We start from the raw sequence: 15956 nt of genomic DNA on the forward strand, positions 1-15956 counted from the left end.
AATGGATCAGCAGTAAGAAATGCATGGGCAGGGAATTATTGGCTAGGATCAGATGGAAGAATGGTTACTAATAGATATGTGGATGGTGGCCGTTATTATGTAGGAAATGATGGAGCTTGGGTTCCGTCGCTTCCACCTATAAGCGATTTGCAAGACGAATAGGAAGAAATTATAAAAAGAATTAATATAATAATAAGAGCTTTAGTTCACCGATTAGGTGAGCTAAAGCTCTTATTATTTATTTTGGAGAAGAAATCTTACTAAGAAGGTATATTTTTCGTAATATTGATAATAACGCCCTAACTATTATAACAAGGATTATAGTCAGTATGAAGTTCAGGACTACGACTACAGGAAATAGACTGAATCTCACATTCATATTAGAAATCAGATTCACATAAGGGTATATAATATTGTCCACAATATACGAAAGCAGATATGCTAATAATGTGTTATTAGAAATGAATATTATACCAGGTTTAATTTTCTTGGGTATATTAATATTTAGACTAAGCAACCATGAAAAGATGCATGTTGTTATGATGACTATGAAGATGTTAATATGAAGTCCAGATTCAACATATATCTGAAATTTGTAATAAACTAGAGCTGATAATATACTTGTTATAGCAAGTAATTTTAAAGTAAACTTAGAATTTCTATTTAATATATTTTTATTATATGAAAAACATACCCCTATAATATAATATAAAAGAGGCCATGTAAGAGACCACCAATTTGGCAAAATATAACCTAAGATAGAATATCTAATACCATAAAATAAATTTAATAAGGTAACTGGTATAGATATAGCTAATATAATATTTAACATTGCGTGCCTTCTAGTTATATCTGTCATATTTTTAAAAGATATATTAATAATAGGTGCGATTAACATTAGACCTACATACATATTAATATACCATCCGTAGTATTTATAATTTAAGATATTAATAAGAGTAGTTTTAAATAAAATTGTATTAATAGCATATTTATTGTCTACTAATGTTAAAATAAATATAGCAAGTGAATATAGTAGATAAATACGACCAATATTTAAATAATATTTTCTATTCCAAGTTTTATCCTTATTTAAGTAACCAGTAACAACAATAAACAAAGGAACACATGTCATTGTAATATTACGTACAGTAATAAAGGGTATACTAATGAGTGTATATTCTACAGAGTAAAATTTTGTGTATAGAAAAAAGTGTAAACCAATAACTAATAGTAGGGAAAATGTTTTAATAATATCGATATTAATGTTTCGTTTTGGAAAATTCATAATAAACCTCGAAGAAATTATATTAGTAACAATATATCATAAAAAAATATAATAGTATAGTATAGGGAAAGTAAAATCAGCTATAATTTGAAAAAACCTTTTAATTATAGTATTATACTAGTGTTATTAAATTTTGAATATTATATTTTAAGGGAAGGGGGCAGGTAAATAGTGAAGAAAACTACCTCGCTAATAATTTCAATTGGTATACCATTATTTATTATAGTGCTATATAGATATTTATATGGTTACATTTATCATGCTGTTGATGATGTTACAATTAATTATTCGATTTTAAATAAAGAATATATGTTACTTCCCTACATGGGAATAGTATTAACTAGGATATTAGTAATATTTCAAAGTTTATTTTCAAATGTTAATGTTTATTTCGTTTTTTTAGTATTAGCGTATAGTATAAGTTTTTCATGTTTGCTTTATCTGATGAGAGATAGAAAATATAAAATAGTTCTATGGATAATAGTTTTAGTAATAGAGTTTGCTTTATTAAAATATTTTACATATTCTGTGGTTGCTTATTTATTATCTATCTCTGGAATATTTTTACTTTATAAAGAAAAAAACATAGTTTTTCCTATTATACTTATATTTATCGGTATCTCTCTTAGAGTTCAAATAATACCCAGTCTTTTAGTAATATGTTTAGTGATAATTATATTTGAACTAATTAGGAATAAAAAAGTAAAACAAACAGGTATTTTAATTAGTACAATTTTTATTGTAAGTTTAACCAATTGGTTATTCATACAAAGTAATGATGTTGAGAAATCTTATATAGAATGGAATGAAAAGAGTACTTTAATAAGAGACTATCCTGCTATTGATTATTCTGAAAAAAAAGAAAGTCTAGATAAGATTGGTATTACTGAAAATACATTAGTAAGTCATAATTCGTGGATTTTCTCAGAAAAACAAATCTTTAGTAATGAGTTGTTAGACAATCTTGATAAAGTAAGGTCAGTATCAGAAAAATATAATTTTTCGATTAAAAAGATAATACTTGAGTACTTTTCTAATGAGTTTTATAAGTTGTTTACATTTTTTGTACTTCTTGTTTTTATATTTTATAAATCTAAAAGTTATTATGGATATTTGCTATTTTTGAGTCCTGTAGCGCTACTAACGGCGCTAATAATTAGGCAAAGAGTAGTAGAGAGAGTTTATATACCTATTATTATTCTAGCTCTATTTATTTTTATTGTATATGGGAATAAGTTGTTTACAAAAAGAAACTATAAATTATTGAATAATCTAGAAAATATTATCTTTACAATTTTATGCATACTATTAATGGGCTCTATATGGAACTATGGAAAAAATGAATTGTATTGGTTTAATTATCATTCTCATGATTTTAATAAGGATTATAACAATGTACTAGTCAATAATAAAGATAATTTATATATTATTTCAGGATACGGAAACTTAGTTAGTTCGCAGCTTAATGTTAGCAAGGTTTTTGTTGAGACTGATAAGTTAACAAAAAACATAATAACTTTTGGGACCTGGCAAACATTTTCGCCTGAATATCATAATAAACTAAAAGGATTCGGAGTTGAAGATACAAATAATGTACTTTCTAGTGCGGTAAATAGTGATAATATTAAATTTATTTTACCCAAGGACTCTAGTGCTTTCGATAAAATTAGAGTATTGTTTAAAGAAAATTATAATAAGGATGTTTACTTTGTAAAAGAAAGTGATATTTCAAATGATATGAATATATATATATTAAGGAGTGATAAGTAATGAGTAGTAAGAGAATTAAATATATCGATATGTTGAAGGCTTTTTGCATAATCTTAGTAATAGCTGGTCACATGGGATACACTCCAGCCAAGGTGAAATTATTACTATATATATTCCATATACCTTTATTTTTCTTTTTATCTGGAATGACTTTAAATGTAGCCAAGTATAAATCGTTCTTTGAATTCTTTGCTAGAAAATTTAAAACTATAGTTATACCTTGCTTTTTAATGAATATTTCTATATTTTTTATTAAATCATTTATTTTGCAACCGCAATTTATTTTGAAAATAGATATTATACATTTTATAAAAGCCATGATAGTAGCTGATAGAATGCATATTTATTATCAACTGTGGTTTTTAAATGTGTTATTCTTAGCAGAACTAGTTTGTTATTTTGCGATAAAATATAGTGATACATTATATAAATATATAATTGTATATATTGTACTTATATTATGTGGTAGTTTAGGAAAAAAACTATATGAGATGGAATTTTGGTTAATTTGGAGTTTTGATCTTGTGCCGTATGCATCAATATTTATTTTATCTGGATATATATTAAGAAAAGATCTAGATACTTTACAAAGGTATTTCAGAAAAGCATATTTTTTACCAGTTGTTGCAGTAAGTATTATATGTGGAGTCTATAACACTAGAGTAGATCTTTATTACCAACAGATTAATTCGGCTTTCTTATATTTTGTTGCTGCGTTCTTTGGTATCTGGGCAAGTTTTATATTATTCAAAAATATTCCAAATATACCAATATTAGAGAGAATTGGTAGCAACACATTGATATATTATGCATATCATTCACCGATAGTTTTATATATTTTAGACATAATTATGGAACAACTTGCTGGTAAGTATACAGGAATATTTGTTAGTAATTATATAGTAGCTATTGTAGAGTTATTATTAGCGATAATATTGTGTGAATTAATTACTAAGATAATTAATAATACTTTCCCATTTATTATTGGAAAATCATTTAAGGCAGCCTAATTTGGTTGTCTTTTTTTACCGAGTTTTCTTCTGTTATATCTAGAAATATGTTATAATAAAGGCATGGAATAAATTTGAAAAACTGTCTGTAAACATTCAGTTAAATAAGTAAGGTGAAAGATGAACATTGATAATAGATTTGAAACAGAAGCGGTAAAAAAGTATAGAGCTTCGATTGAGAAGAAGAAGATATCGTTATTTCTGAAGTTGATTTTTGATAAGATGTTGGCATTGATTTTGCTTATTCCTTTATCGCCGATAATTTTAGGAATAGCCATTTGGATAAAACTTGATAGTGAAGGTCCTGTATTTTATAGGCAAGAGCGCATTACAACTTATGGTCGAACTTTTAGAATCTTTAAGTTTAGAACTATGGTTAAAGATGCGGACAAGCTTGGGACAGCTGTTACACAGCACAATGATCCTCGTATTAGTAAAGTAGGACATAAGCTACGTAAACTACGTCTTGACGAACTGCCTCAACTTATCAACGTATTTGTAGGTGATATGAGTTTTGTAGGAGTAAGACCTGAAGTAGCGAAATATGTAGATAAGTACACTGATGAAATGAATGCGACATTACTTCTTCCTGCTGGGATAACTTCTCCAGCGAGTATCGAATACAAAGATGAAGACGAAGTTATTGAGAAGTTCAAAGGAAGTGGAAGAAGTGTAGATGAGATCTATGTGGAGGAAATTCTTCCAGACAAGATGAAATATAATTTAAAGTACATTGAAGAATTCAGTGTTATAAATGATATTAAAATAATGATAAGGACTGCTATTGCGGTTGTTAAATAAAATCAAGGCTTTTTAGTTGATTATAATAGATTATATTGTATAATAATATCTAGATAATTCAATCAAGAAACACAAGAGGCCTTCCACATTATTAGTCTCTTGTGTTTTTTTATTGATAAGAGTAGAAACAAATAATTAGGAGTTTGAAATGAAAAAATATAATATACCATTTTCACCACCAGATATTAGTGATGGAGAAATTAACGAAGTAATAGACACTTTAAAATCAGGTTGGATTACAACAGGACCGAAGACAAAAGAATTAGAAAGAAGATTATCTGAATTTACTAATACACCGAAAACTGTTTGTCTTAATTCAGCAACTGCAGCGTTAGAATTAACGTTACGTGTTTTAGGTATCGGTGAAGGTGATGAGGTAATCGTTCCTGCGATGACATATACAGCTTCTTGTAGTGTGATTTATCATGTTGGAGCAAAAGCTGTTATTGTTGATATTGCTGAAGATAGCCACGAGATGGATTATAATGCTTTAGCTAATGCAATTACTGAGAATACTAAAGCTGTTATTCCTGTTGATTTAGCAGGAATTCCATGTGATTATGATAAAATTTTTGAAGTAGTAGAGAGTAAAAAACACTTATTCAAAGCACGTGGTGAATATCAAGAGAAACTTGGTAGAGTAGCTATTGTAGCTGATGGAGCACATGCTTTAGGAAGTGCATATAAAGGTGAGAAAATTGGTTCTGTTGCTGACTTTACTACATTCTCATTCCACGCTGTGAAGAACTTCACTACAGCTGAAGGTGGAAGTGTAACTTGGAAACAAAATGAAAACTTTGATAATGAAGAGTTATATAGAGAATACCAAATATATTCTCTTCATGGTCAAACAAAAGATGCTTTAGCAAAAACTAAAGCTGGATCTTGGGAATATGATATTGTAATTCCTGGATATAAATGCAACTTAACTGATATCGCAGCATCTATTGGATTAGTTCAACTAGATCGTTATCCAGAACTTTTAGAGCGTCGTGAAGACATTATTAGTCAATATAACAAAGGATTCGAAGGGACAAGAATTACAGCTCTAAGTCATAGTTCAGAAGATTATAAATCTTGTGGGCACCTGTATATTACTCATGTTGAAGGTGCTACATTTGAGCAACGTGGTGAGATCATCGTTAAAATGGCAGAGCGTGGAATTAGTTGTAATGTTCATTACAAACCATTACCGTTATTAACTGCGTATAAAAACTTAGGATTCAACATTGAAAAATATCCTAATGCCTATAATTATTATGTAAAAGAAATAACATTACCTTTACATACTAGACTTAGCGATGAAGATGTAGCTGTTATTATTGAAAACTTCAAGGAAATAGTTGAGGAGGTAGTGGGTTAAAGCTATATAATAAAAAAAATTCTAAATACCCACATGGATAACTTAGAATTTTATGATGATATTATTTTTAGGCGTTATTCCTACATAGAAAAAAACTACCTATCTACATCTATAATTAAAACATAATATGCTAGAATAGTCAATCGATAAGTAGAAATAAAAAGGGGGATTTCTTTTTATGAAAAATGATTTATATATTTTTCTAGATGAATCAGGTACAAATGAAAGAAATAAGGTTTCAATAGTGGGCGCTTTGGCAATACCGAATGACATATATAATTCGGAAGAATTTAATAAGATAACAGGGAAATTAAGAAGTAAAGAATTAAAGATTCACTTTACAAAATTTAATAAGAAAGATACTGAAGATTATACAGAGTTATTGATTTTGTTATCGAAACATGCAAAATATATACGATTGAATTGCATTCTTTATAAGATGTCAAACTATCAAACACATCCACTTTATGCTGGTTATTTGGATCATATGATTTATTCTAAATTACCTGAAAGAGCAATATATGGGGTTCTAAGATATTTTGGAAGTTATTCCAATATTAATGTCACGCTGTATACGGAATATTCATCTCAATATGAGAACAGCAATATAGCGTTCAATTTAAAAAGAGAATTGAATATTCATTCTATCTATAGAAATAAGTCGTATAAGATAATTAAAAGTAAATTAGTAAAGAAAAATATAGAAATAGGTGTTGAATCTACAGATTTATTAATAGGTATATTAAGATTTATTATATTGAATGCGACGGAAGACAGAGACTCGAAAACTAATAGAGAAAAGGCTAAATTTATTTGCGATAATATGGGTTATATTTATGAAATATATGAGAACTTGAGTATAAACGAATTAAATGGTGGATACTTTAATAATGTTGATGTAAAGTACTATTTAGGATTATTTGTTGGTAAATATTTAAATAGAAGAGAGATTGATGATGAAAAGTAGAATAAAAAATATAAGAACGGAGGTATTGTAGTAGGTGAGTAGTTTAAAAGAAATACAAAATAAAAGTTTAGAAATGGCTGAGTATTTTGTAGAATTTTGTAAAGAACATGACTTACTTTGTTATCTTTGTGGTGGTGGAGCTATTGGTGGACTTCGTAATAAGGGATTTATCCCTTGGGATGATGACTTAGATTTTTTCATGCCTAGAAAAGATTATGAGAAACTTCCGGAACTTTGGAGAAAATATGCGAAAGAACAATATTTCTTATCAAAAAGTGATAGTAACTTTGTTGATAGAAATTTATTTATCACGATTCGTGATAGAGAAACAACATGTATAAAACCATATCAACAAGATTTAGATATGCCACATGGTTTAGCATTAGATGTTATTCCTCTAGATTATTATCCAAAAAATGAAGCGGATAGAAAAAAACAAGTTCGTTGGGCATTGATTTATTCGTTATTCTGCGCTCAGACTATTCCAGAAAAACATGGAGCAATTATGAAATGGGGTAGTACTATTCTGTTAGGTTTAACACCGAGCAAATTACGTTATATGATTTGGAAAAAAGCTGAAAAAGAAATGATGAAATATACGCTTGAAGAAAGTGATGGAATAACAGAGCTTTGTACAGGTCCAGGATATATGAAAAAGAAATATCCAATTGAAGCATTTGAAGATAATATCTTTATAGATTTTGAAAATACTAAAATGCCAATACCTGTAGGATATGATATTTATCTGAAAACAGCATTTGGTGATTATATGACACCTCCACCGAAAGAAAAACAAGTACCACATCATGATGTAGTTATAGCGGATATGGAAAATAGTTATCTTAAGTATAAAGGGGAATATTATGAACGAAAAAATTAGTGTAATAGTACCGGTATACAATGTAGAACAATACTTAGAACGCTGTGTTGATTCAATAATCAATCAAACTTATAAAAACTTAGAAATTATTTTAGTCAATGATGGATCTACTGATAACAGTGGACAACTTTGTGATGAATTAGCAAAGAAAGACGATAGAATAAGGGTTATTCATAAGAAGAATGGTGGATTGTCTGATGCGAGGAATGTTGGTATAGATGTAGCAGAAGCGGAGTTAATTGGATTTATAGATAGTGACGATTACATAGATGAAGATATGTATGAACTGCTGATAAATAATCTAAAAGCTGCAAACGCAGATTTATCTATGTGTGGACATTATGATGTCTATAATAATGTTCCTGAGGCACAAGTTTCTGATAAGAAAATATGGGAACTTAGTCCTCAAGAAGCTATTAAAATGGTTATGGAAGCCAAGATATTGTCTGTAACAGCTGTTAATAAATTATATAAAAAGAGTTTATTTTCAGAGTTGAAATTTGAAATTGGGAAAATCGCTGAAGATGCATTTATTATGATAAAGTTATTAGATAAGTGTAATAAAATAGTAGCAACTAATGAGAAAAAATATTACTATGTCCATAGAGAAAATAGCATTACTACCCAAAAATTTTCGCTTAAGTTTTTAAATGTAATAGAAGCTTATGAACAGAATAAAGAGATTATTTTAGAGAAATATCCTGAATTAAAAGAAGTAGCTCAGATGAGGATGAATTGGGCGTATTTCTATGTATTAGATAGGTTATTGTTAGATAAAGATTATAATGATAAAAAATTAGAAAATAAGTTAATATCGTATTTAAAAGATCATAGTAAGAGTATTTTAACAGATTCATTATTTACAAAAGGTAGAAAAATTGGATTTGTTGCCTTATTATTGAATAGAAATCTATATAGAAAAATAATAGAGAAGAGAGGATATTAATTAGAGTATGTTAAAACTAATAGAAAAAAATTATTTTAAAATAAATCTGGCATTTATTTTAATAGTTGCTGTTTATTGTATGTGTGGTCTAATAGTGCCACTACAATTTATTTCAGCTAACAAGATTGTTGCAGGCGGAATGACATTACTTGGAATTCTTTTGGCAACGTATAACTTAGTTATTAAGAAAGTTTATCTAAAGATAAAAACAATAGAGTACCTATTACTATTTTTTGCTTTTAATATTATTACTAGCATTCTAGTGATATCTTATGGTTATTCTACAAATATAAAAAATGCATTAATATTTTATATTTATTTCTTAACTGTATTCCCTATATTTACAGGAATTACTAGAGAAGAAGGTAAAAAAATATATGATTACTTTTTCTATACAGTTACTGTACTTAATACTTTTGGAGTATTAGTGTCATTAATTCAATTCTTATTATTGAAAGGTTATAGAGTACATGACTATAAAGGATTATATATTAGACAGGGATTTGTAGAGTCTAGGCTATTTGGTATTTTAGCAAGTCCTAACTATCTTTCTTTAATTTCGTTAATAGTGATTATATTTTTAGTTCTTAAAGTATGTAGTTTTGAGAAAGTATATAGATATATTAGTATAGTCGCTATTGTATTGAATTTTATTTATATAGTGTTATCAGGTTCAAGAACTGCGTTTATCTGTATGATGATAGCGGCTGTTATATATTCAATAGTGATGTTTTATCAAAAAGGAAATATCAAATCACTATTTAAAGTAGTATTGGCGATAGTAGTTGTGTTATTCAGTTATAAAGCTGTTAATTTCACTAGTGAGCAATATTTACATTACAATAAAGAAAGATTAGAAGTTCAAGATAAAAAGTTAGAAAATAAAGATAATAATCTTTCTCTTGAAAGAACAGATACAAGTGAAGAGAATATTTCTAATAATAGATTTGCAATTTGGAAATCTACAGCGTCTTTCGTACCTAAAAAACCTATCTTTGGTTACTCAGGTGGAAACTGGTATGAGATAGGTAAAAAGACGAATCCAGATGAGTATATAATAAAAGAACATTATCTTACTCATAATGGATATTTAGAAATTCTATTTTATAATGGATTAGCAGGATTCATTTCAATGGGAATCTTTGTCTTATCGTTTTTTATATCAATGGTAAAACGAATATTTAGAGATAAAAAAGAAAATTTAGTAAATAAAGATTTATTATCAATGATTATGATATTAATGGTAATTCTAGTGTCTAATCTATTCTTAAGTTCTACATTTTATGGAATTTCATTATTAGGTATCATTCTATTTTTAATGGCAGGTTATTTCTATTCTATAGTGAGTATAGATAAAAGCAATTTTAAAAAATTAGATATTGATGAAATTAAAGAAGTAGAATTAGGAATTATGGATTATATTCATAATATTTGTAAAGAAAAAGGTATTAATTATTCATTAGCATATGGAAGTTTGTTAGGTGCGGTAAGGCATAAAGGATTTATTCCGTGGGACGATGATTTGGATATTGCTTTAAAGAGAAATGAATATGATAAATTATACCAAGCAATTTTAGAAGATAATAATAGTATTTATAAGGTTGTTTCTTGGGAAAACGATTCTAGATATCCTTATCCATTCTACAGAGTCTATGATAGTAGAACTGTTTATGAAAATAACTACATACAAAATGATATAGAATTAGGTATCTGTGTAGATGTATTTCCTTTTGATGACTACAAAGATGTAAATAAAGAAATTGCAAAATTAGATATGTATCGTAGATTATCTGTATATACTTTATATGGAATAAGAAATAAAGAAGCGGGAATAAAGAATATTATTCGTTATCTAATGTTAGTTGTGTTCAGATTAACGAGAGTAAAATCATGGAATAAGAAATTAAATGATTGTTCTAAAGTACCTGTTAATAGTGAATATATTGATTATCTGATGGAATCTAAAAAATATAGTACTAAGATATATGCTAAGGCATTAGATGAAGTAGTTGAATGTAAATTTGAAGATAGAATTTATAATATTCCAAAAGAATATGATCATATTTTAACTGCAATTTATGGTTCGGACTATATGGAGATTCCTCCACTAGAAAAAAGAATACAACATGATGATTTTGTAGCGTATATTAAGAAGGAGAATTAGTATGTTGCAATGGCTTAAGAGGAGTTTAGCTAGTTTTTTAGGTGATAAAAAAGATGTTGTTAAAAACTTCCCTTTAATAAAAAAATTAAATGAGAAAGCAAATATTGAGTTAGATTCTAAGAGAAGTAATTTACTAAAAGAGAACTTTGAGGAAATTCTGAATACTGTTTATAGTTCTGATTTGAAGGATTATAATATTTGGTTGGACTTTGGAACATTATTAGGTTATTACCGAGAAAATGATTTTATAAGTCATGATTTAGATATGGATTTCGGAGTTCAAGTTTCAAGTTTAGAAGAATTTGAAGGTATAGAAAAATATCTTGCTGAAAACGGCTTTAAACGAACAAAAGAGTTTTATTTCGATAAAGATTTAGTTGAATTATCTTACAGCTATAAAGGACTTAATGTAGATTTTATTATCTATAAAAAGGAAGATGATAAAGTATCTTCTGACACAATATTTTTTATGACAAATGCATTGGGAAATCCTACTCGATATGAGGTTTACCACTATGAAATTCCATTTTCAGGTTTAAAAGAGTGTGATTTTAAAAATCTAAAAGTAAAGGTTCCGACTAACACAGAGGAGTATTTACGAACTTTATATGGAGATGATTTTAAAACTCCTAATACTAACTATAATTGGAAAGAAAATCCGATTTATAAGAGCGAGAATGCAGAGTTAGCGGAGGTTGTGTTAAAGAGAAATTAAATAAGAAAGCATCGTGATTTTAATATTCACGATGCTTTTTATTTTTTATTTTATAACTTATATATATGATTATTGCTAATAGCACAATTGAAAGTGGATAGTTTCTATAATCAGAAAGACTAAGTCGTCCATCTTTATTTGTATGAAGTAAACCAATCCATTTATTTTTACTTAGAGTTCCATCAGCTTCAAAATGATAAAAGTTTTCCCATTCATTTTTTGCAGCTCTACCATCTTTTTTGAAATAGTAATTTGTGTTTGAATCAATTTCTTTCCAAGAGTTTGTCAACATACCGTTATTTTTGTCGATATAGTAAAGGTTGCTATTATCTTCTACAATACCTGTTCTTAAAGAACCATCGTTATTAAAATAGTACCAGTTATTATCAAGTTGTTTCCAACCAACACCGACAGATCCAGAATTAAAGAAGTAATACCAATTGTCATTATGCTGTGTCCATCCATCTTTTGGGGCTTCATTTTTCCAATTTTTAAATTTTAATGTATTGTTCTCATTATAGAATCCATAGTGAGGATAATCATTAGAAATATCTTTTACTTCCCCATTATTGAACTCTAAAGAAATTGCTGCTCTGTCTAGTTGACCAGCATTTATAATGCTGATACTTTTTTGTTTTAGATATTCAGCATATTTTTCTTCTACAGGTCTAATACCTGTTTTAATAATTTTTTTAGGATTAAGTTTATCCACAAATTCTTTTGTATTTGATTTTGTTGTTTCTACATGATGATTAAATTTCATAACATCTACTTGACCGATTAATGGGCCAAATTTTTCTTCAAGGTGTCTTTCAGTATTTTCTAAATCCCCACCTAAGAAAGTCTTAGTATTGTTTATGTTTACTATTGCTAGAATTGAATTTAAATTATCGTCATATACTTTTTTTAATGAACCATCACTCTCGTATTCATTTTCATAATTTAATAAGTCAATTTTTATATCCCCTAGCATTAGGTGTGAATCTTTTTCAGTAATGTCTTGAATTACAGTAGTATTAGTTTCTTTTGCTGCTTCTAATGCTCTCTCATATCCATATAAATTATCCCAAAGTCTTGTTTTATCAGAAATTCTATCGTCACTATATTTTTTTATATAAAGTTTCTCCGTAGGGATAGTTTTCAAAACATCGTGTGCAGAGCCGACATGATCGGAGTGGGCATGTGTAATAATGATGAAATCAAATTTTTTAATACCTAATTGTTTAATGTGGGCAAATAATCTATCTTGTGTGATTTTATCTTTATCCTTTGTTATACCTTCTCTATCGGGATATCGAGGATTTGAACCATCTGGATATGAAAAATCTTCTCCAGTATCAATCATTGCATAGTGACCATTACTTTCTAATATCATCGCGTCAGACCATTCGGCAACAGTTATAATATGTAGTTTATCATCAGAATTTGCATGTACTGTTGGAAGAAAAGTCATAGATACTAATATGATTATAATAAGTGTTTTTAAGGTTTTCATAAGTACTCCTTTATTAGTTTTTATTAACTTTACTTTTTACCATATTTATCGCATAGTTTATTGTTGAATCTTTTAGTATGGTTAGGATAGCTAAATAATAAATTCCACAGATTGCTATAACTGTGCAGACCATAATAAGCATGTTTAATGTGATTTCATAAGAATTAATGTGGAATGCAAATTTTGTAATGAAGTATATTGGAATAAAGCCAAGTGATACTACAAGATATTTGTAAAGTGAAGAAAATACAGCTGATAAGTTTATTAGATTATGTTTTCTAATAAATTGTATTTCTAACAATACTACTAATCCTTCTGCAAGTATTGTTGTTCCAATATAGTATTCTGGTTTAAAAATATTACAGAAGTATAGTGTTGAATTTAACACTACATTTAATCCACCACCGATAAAGTAAAATGAAGTCAATTTATTTTCGAAATCGTTGATAAATATAATTTGCTTTCCTAATATCATTTCAATAGCCCAGATAATAGTTCTAATCGCAAATATACTCGTTACTATTCCTGCCTCTAAATATTTATCTGATGAATAAATAACAGTTGCATATGTTCCTAGAATCATTATTCCGATACTAGTTGGTATCATCAGGAAGAAGAATAGGGAAGATCCTTGTCTGATTAAATATTCATAAGAATCGTGCTCTTTTCTTCCTAAATAATAACCTAATCTAGGAAGACTGACATTTAAGGCTCCACTAAGAACACCTGCGATAAGCATTACTATACTCGATGCGATTGTATAGTAAGATATATAGTTTTCATCTGGGCTTTTTGTTATAAACATTCTATCAAGCAGTGTATAAAGCATATTAGCGTTTGCTAATAATAACATTGTAGTTAGTGCTTTTGTAGATGTTAATAAGTCCTTAATATTAATCTTAACAAATGAAACTTCTCTTTTTATCCATAAGAAACTTAGTAGATAGTTTAAGATTGTAGTAGCACTCATTATGATTGCATATGGTATAATGTCATCTTCTGTTTTTACGAATGCGAAGATTGATACTAACATTGCAATTCTAATAAATAAAGTTTTATAGAGAATAAATGTGTAGTTTTCGTATGCTTCGTTCATCCATTCAATATTTAAAAATTGGAATAAGGCTTGAATTCCAAGTATATAGTATAAGATTTTTAGATTTTCAGTATCATGTGTGCCTACGCTGATAAATATAAAATATAGAGTAGTTATCGTAATTGAGGTTACTACTGATATATAGAATAGTTTTGAAAATATGTAGTTAATTTTATTTTTATTGTCTTTTACTTTACTTATTGATCTAATACCGTAGTTATATATTCCGAATGCAGCAAGTGGTATTATAAAACTAGCCCACGTATTTGCTGTATTGAAATAACTGTAGTTAGATTTACTAAGTATTCTGGTCAAGTAAGGATTAGTGATTAATGGGAAAACTATGTTTAGAACGTTAACCATTAAACTCGCTAATGCATTAACTTTTATACTTTTCATTTAAAGGAAATCCTTTCTAAAATTCTATTTTACATTATATCATATTTTCAATTCATTAGCTTAAAATTATGGGTTTGATGGAAGATTTTTGAAGTTTATTGTTTTTATATGATATAATAAAATAGATAATATATTGAAAAAATAGTATTTAAAAGGAGCGAAAAAATGATATATGCAGGAATATTAGCTGGTGGAACAGGAACTAGAATGGGAATAAGCAACATGCCAAAACAATTCCTAGAATTAGGTAGGAAGCCAATACTTATTCATACAATTGAGAAGTTCTTATTAGAGCCTGAAATCGAAAAAATCGTAGTCGGTGTTCATGAAGATTGGGTATCTCATGCTGAAGACTTAGTGGAACAATATGTTTCAGCGTTTGCTGATAGAATCATTATTACATCTGGTGGTGTTGATAGAAATACAACGATTGAAAATATCATAAACAGAATTAATGAATATAAACCTTTAACTGATGAGGATATTATCGTAACTCATGATTCAGTTCGACCATTCATTACACTTAGAATTATTAAAGATAACATACGTCTAGCTAAAGAAAGTGATGCAGTAGACACAGTAGTAGAAGCAGTTGATACAATTGTAGAAAGTACTGACGGAGAACACATTTCAAACATTCCTAATAGAGCTCACTATTATCAAGGGCAAACACCTCAAAGTTTCAAATGTTTAGATTTCTTAAACTTATATAATTCATTAGATAAAGAAGAAAAACAAATACTTACAGATGCATGTAAAATATTCGTTATAAAAGGGAAAAAAGTAGCACTAGCTAAGGGAGAATACTCAAATATCAAAATAACTACAGTAACTGACCTTAAGATAGCTAAGAGTATGCTAGAGGACGAATAATATGATAAATCAAATATATCAATTAATTAAACCGAAATTTATTAATGTAAAATACAACGAAGAGAACATAAACGATGGTGATAAAATCATCATCCGTCCAAACTACATGGCACTATGTCACGCAGACCAGAGATACTACCAAGGGAAAAGAGATCCAAAGGTACTAGCTAAAAAACTACCTATGGCACT

The 15956-nt window shown here is 28.1% G+C and carries 13 protein-coding genes and 2 pseudogenes; 12 read left to right on the plus strand and 3 right to left on the minus strand.

Annotated features, from left to right (window positions below):
* Positions 1–162, plus strand: a pseudogene (locus tag HMPREF3186_RS09490) (choline-binding protein); the annotation flags it as partial.
* A gap of 76 nt (positions 163–238) precedes the next feature.
* Here HMPREF3186_RS09490 and HMPREF3186_RS09585 read toward each other — a convergent pair.
* The gene (locus tag HMPREF3186_RS09585) at positions 239–1288 is read right to left on the minus strand and encodes an acyltransferase family protein (RefSeq protein WP_060913444.1); all 1050 of its coding nucleotides are present in this window, start codon (positions 1286–1288) and stop codon (positions 239–241) included.
* A 171-nt stretch (positions 1289–1459) separates the two neighbouring features.
* Between HMPREF3186_RS09585 and HMPREF3186_RS00600 the strand changes: the two genes are divergently transcribed.
* From HMPREF3186_RS00600 to HMPREF3186_RS00640, 9 genes are all read left to right on the plus strand, one after another.
* On the plus strand, positions 1460–3058 hold the full coding sequence (locus HMPREF3186_RS00600) for a hypothetical protein (RefSeq protein ID WP_231724127.1): 1599 nt from the start codon (positions 1460–1462) through the stop codon (positions 3056–3058).
* Positions 3058–4068, plus strand: a complete 1011-nt coding sequence (locus HMPREF3186_RS00605) for an acyltransferase family protein (RefSeq protein ID WP_060913446.1) — start codon at positions 3058–3060, stop codon at positions 4066–4068. Before HMPREF3186_RS00600 ends, HMPREF3186_RS00605 begins: the two co-directional genes overlap by 1 nt.
* Positions 4069–4188: 120 nt before the next feature.
* Positions 4189–4869 (plus strand): sugar transferase, encoded by a 681-nt coding sequence (locus HMPREF3186_RS00610; protein WP_060913447.1) that lies wholly within the window; start codon positions 4189–4191, stop codon positions 4867–4869.
* 148 nt (positions 4870–5017) lie between these two features.
* Positions 5018–6232 (plus strand): DegT/DnrJ/EryC1/StrS family aminotransferase, encoded by a 1215-nt coding sequence (locus HMPREF3186_RS00615; protein WP_060913448.1) that lies wholly within the window; start codon positions 5018–5020, stop codon positions 6230–6232.
* Between the two features lie 178 nt (positions 6233–6410).
* A complete protein-coding gene (locus HMPREF3186_RS00620; protein WP_060913449.1) occupies positions 6411–7199 on the plus strand; it encodes a hypothetical protein in 789 nt (262 codons plus the stop codon).
* A 34-nt stretch (positions 7200–7233) separates the two neighbouring features.
* Entirely contained in the window at positions 7234–8079 is an 846-nt protein-coding gene (locus HMPREF3186_RS00625; protein WP_060913450.1) for a LicD family protein, read from the plus strand.
* Positions 8063–9025 (plus strand): glycosyltransferase family 2 protein, encoded by a 963-nt coding sequence (locus HMPREF3186_RS00630; protein ID WP_060913451.1) that lies wholly within the window; start codon positions 8063–8065, stop codon positions 9023–9025. The genes HMPREF3186_RS00625 and HMPREF3186_RS00630 overlap by 17 nt, the downstream gene beginning before the upstream one ends.
* 7 nt (positions 9026–9032) lie before the next feature.
* The gene (locus tag HMPREF3186_RS00635; RefSeq protein WP_060913452.1) at positions 9033–11189 is read left to right on the plus strand and encodes a LicD family protein; all 2157 of its coding nucleotides are present in this window, start codon (positions 9033–9035) and stop codon (positions 11187–11189) included.
* A 1-nt stretch (position 11190) separates the two neighbouring features.
* Complete coding sequence (locus HMPREF3186_RS00640; RefSeq protein ID WP_060913453.1) at positions 11191–11904, plus strand: LicD family protein; 714 nt, start codon at positions 11191–11193, stop codon at positions 11902–11904.
* 19 nt (positions 11905–11923) lie between these two features.
* Here the strand turns inward: HMPREF3186_RS00640 and HMPREF3186_RS00645 are convergent, their stop codons facing one another.
* Both HMPREF3186_RS00645 and HMPREF3186_RS00650 read right to left on the minus strand, forming a co-directional pair.
* Positions 11924–13399: an MBL fold metallo-hydrolase gene (locus HMPREF3186_RS00645; protein WP_060913454.1), complete on the minus strand. Its 1476-nt coding sequence runs from the start codon at positions 13397–13399 to the stop codon at positions 11924–11926.
* A gap of 13 nt (positions 13400–13412) precedes the next feature.
* Positions 13413–14894, minus strand: a complete 1482-nt coding sequence (locus tag HMPREF3186_RS00650) for an oligosaccharide flippase family protein (RefSeq protein ID WP_060913455.1) — start codon at positions 14892–14894, stop codon at positions 13413–13415.
* 165 nt (positions 14895–15059) lie between these two features.
* Between HMPREF3186_RS00650 and HMPREF3186_RS00655 the strand changes: the two genes are divergently transcribed.
* Positions 15060–15767: an IspD/TarI family cytidylyltransferase gene (locus HMPREF3186_RS00655; RefSeq protein WP_060913456.1), complete on the plus strand. Its 708-nt coding sequence runs from the start codon at positions 15060–15062 to the stop codon at positions 15765–15767.
* A gap of 1 nt (position 15768) precedes the next feature.
* A pseudogene (locus HMPREF3186_RS00660) lies at positions 15769–15956 on the plus strand (ribitol-5-phosphate dehydrogenase); the annotation flags it as partial.

Origin of the sequence: Gemella haemolysans (assembly GCF_001553035.1) — a bacterium.
GTDB classification, from domain to species: domain Bacteria; phylum Bacillota; class Bacilli; order Staphylococcales; family Gemellaceae; genus Gemella; species Gemella haemolysans_B.

What these genes read in the sequence shown, in the direction of transcription:
- HMPREF3186_RS09585 (WP_060913444.1), bottom strand. Translation starts at nt 1,288, where the DNA reads ATGAATTTTCCAAAACGAAACATTAATATCGATATTATTAAAACATTT.
- HMPREF3186_RS00605 (WP_060913446.1), top strand. Translation starts at nt 3,058, where the DNA reads ATGAGTAGTAAGAGAATTAAATATATCGATATGTTGAAGGCTTTTTGC.
- HMPREF3186_RS00610 (WP_060913447.1), top strand. Translation starts at nt 4,189, where the DNA reads ATGAACATTGATAATAGATTTGAAACAGAAGCGGTAAAAAAGTATAGA.
- HMPREF3186_RS00615 (WP_060913448.1), top strand. Translation starts at nt 5,018, where the DNA reads ATGAAAAAATATAATATACCATTTTCACCACCAGATATTAGTGATGGA.
- HMPREF3186_RS00620 (WP_060913449.1), top strand. Translation starts at nt 6,411, where the DNA reads ATGAAAAATGATTTATATATTTTTCTAGATGAATCAGGTACAAATGAA.
- HMPREF3186_RS00630 (WP_060913451.1), top strand. Translation starts at nt 8,063, where the DNA reads ATGAACGAAAAAATTAGTGTAATAGTACCGGTATACAATGTAGAACAA.
- HMPREF3186_RS00635 (WP_060913452.1), top strand. Translation starts at nt 9,033, where the DNA reads ATGTTAAAACTAATAGAAAAAAATTATTTTAAAATAAATCTGGCATTT.
- HMPREF3186_RS00640 (WP_060913453.1), top strand. Translation starts at nt 11,191, where the DNA reads ATGTTGCAATGGCTTAAGAGGAGTTTAGCTAGTTTTTTAGGTGATAAA.
- HMPREF3186_RS00645 (WP_060913454.1), bottom strand. Translation starts at nt 13,399, where the DNA reads ATGAAAACCTTAAAAACACTTATTATAATCATATTAGTATCTATGACT.
- HMPREF3186_RS00650 (WP_060913455.1), bottom strand. Translation starts at nt 14,894, where the DNA reads ATGAAAAGTATAAAAGTTAATGCATTAGCGAGTTTAATGGTTAACGTT.
- HMPREF3186_RS00655 (WP_060913456.1), top strand. Translation starts at nt 15,060, where the DNA reads ATGATATATGCAGGAATATTAGCTGGTGGAACAGGAACTAGAATGGGA.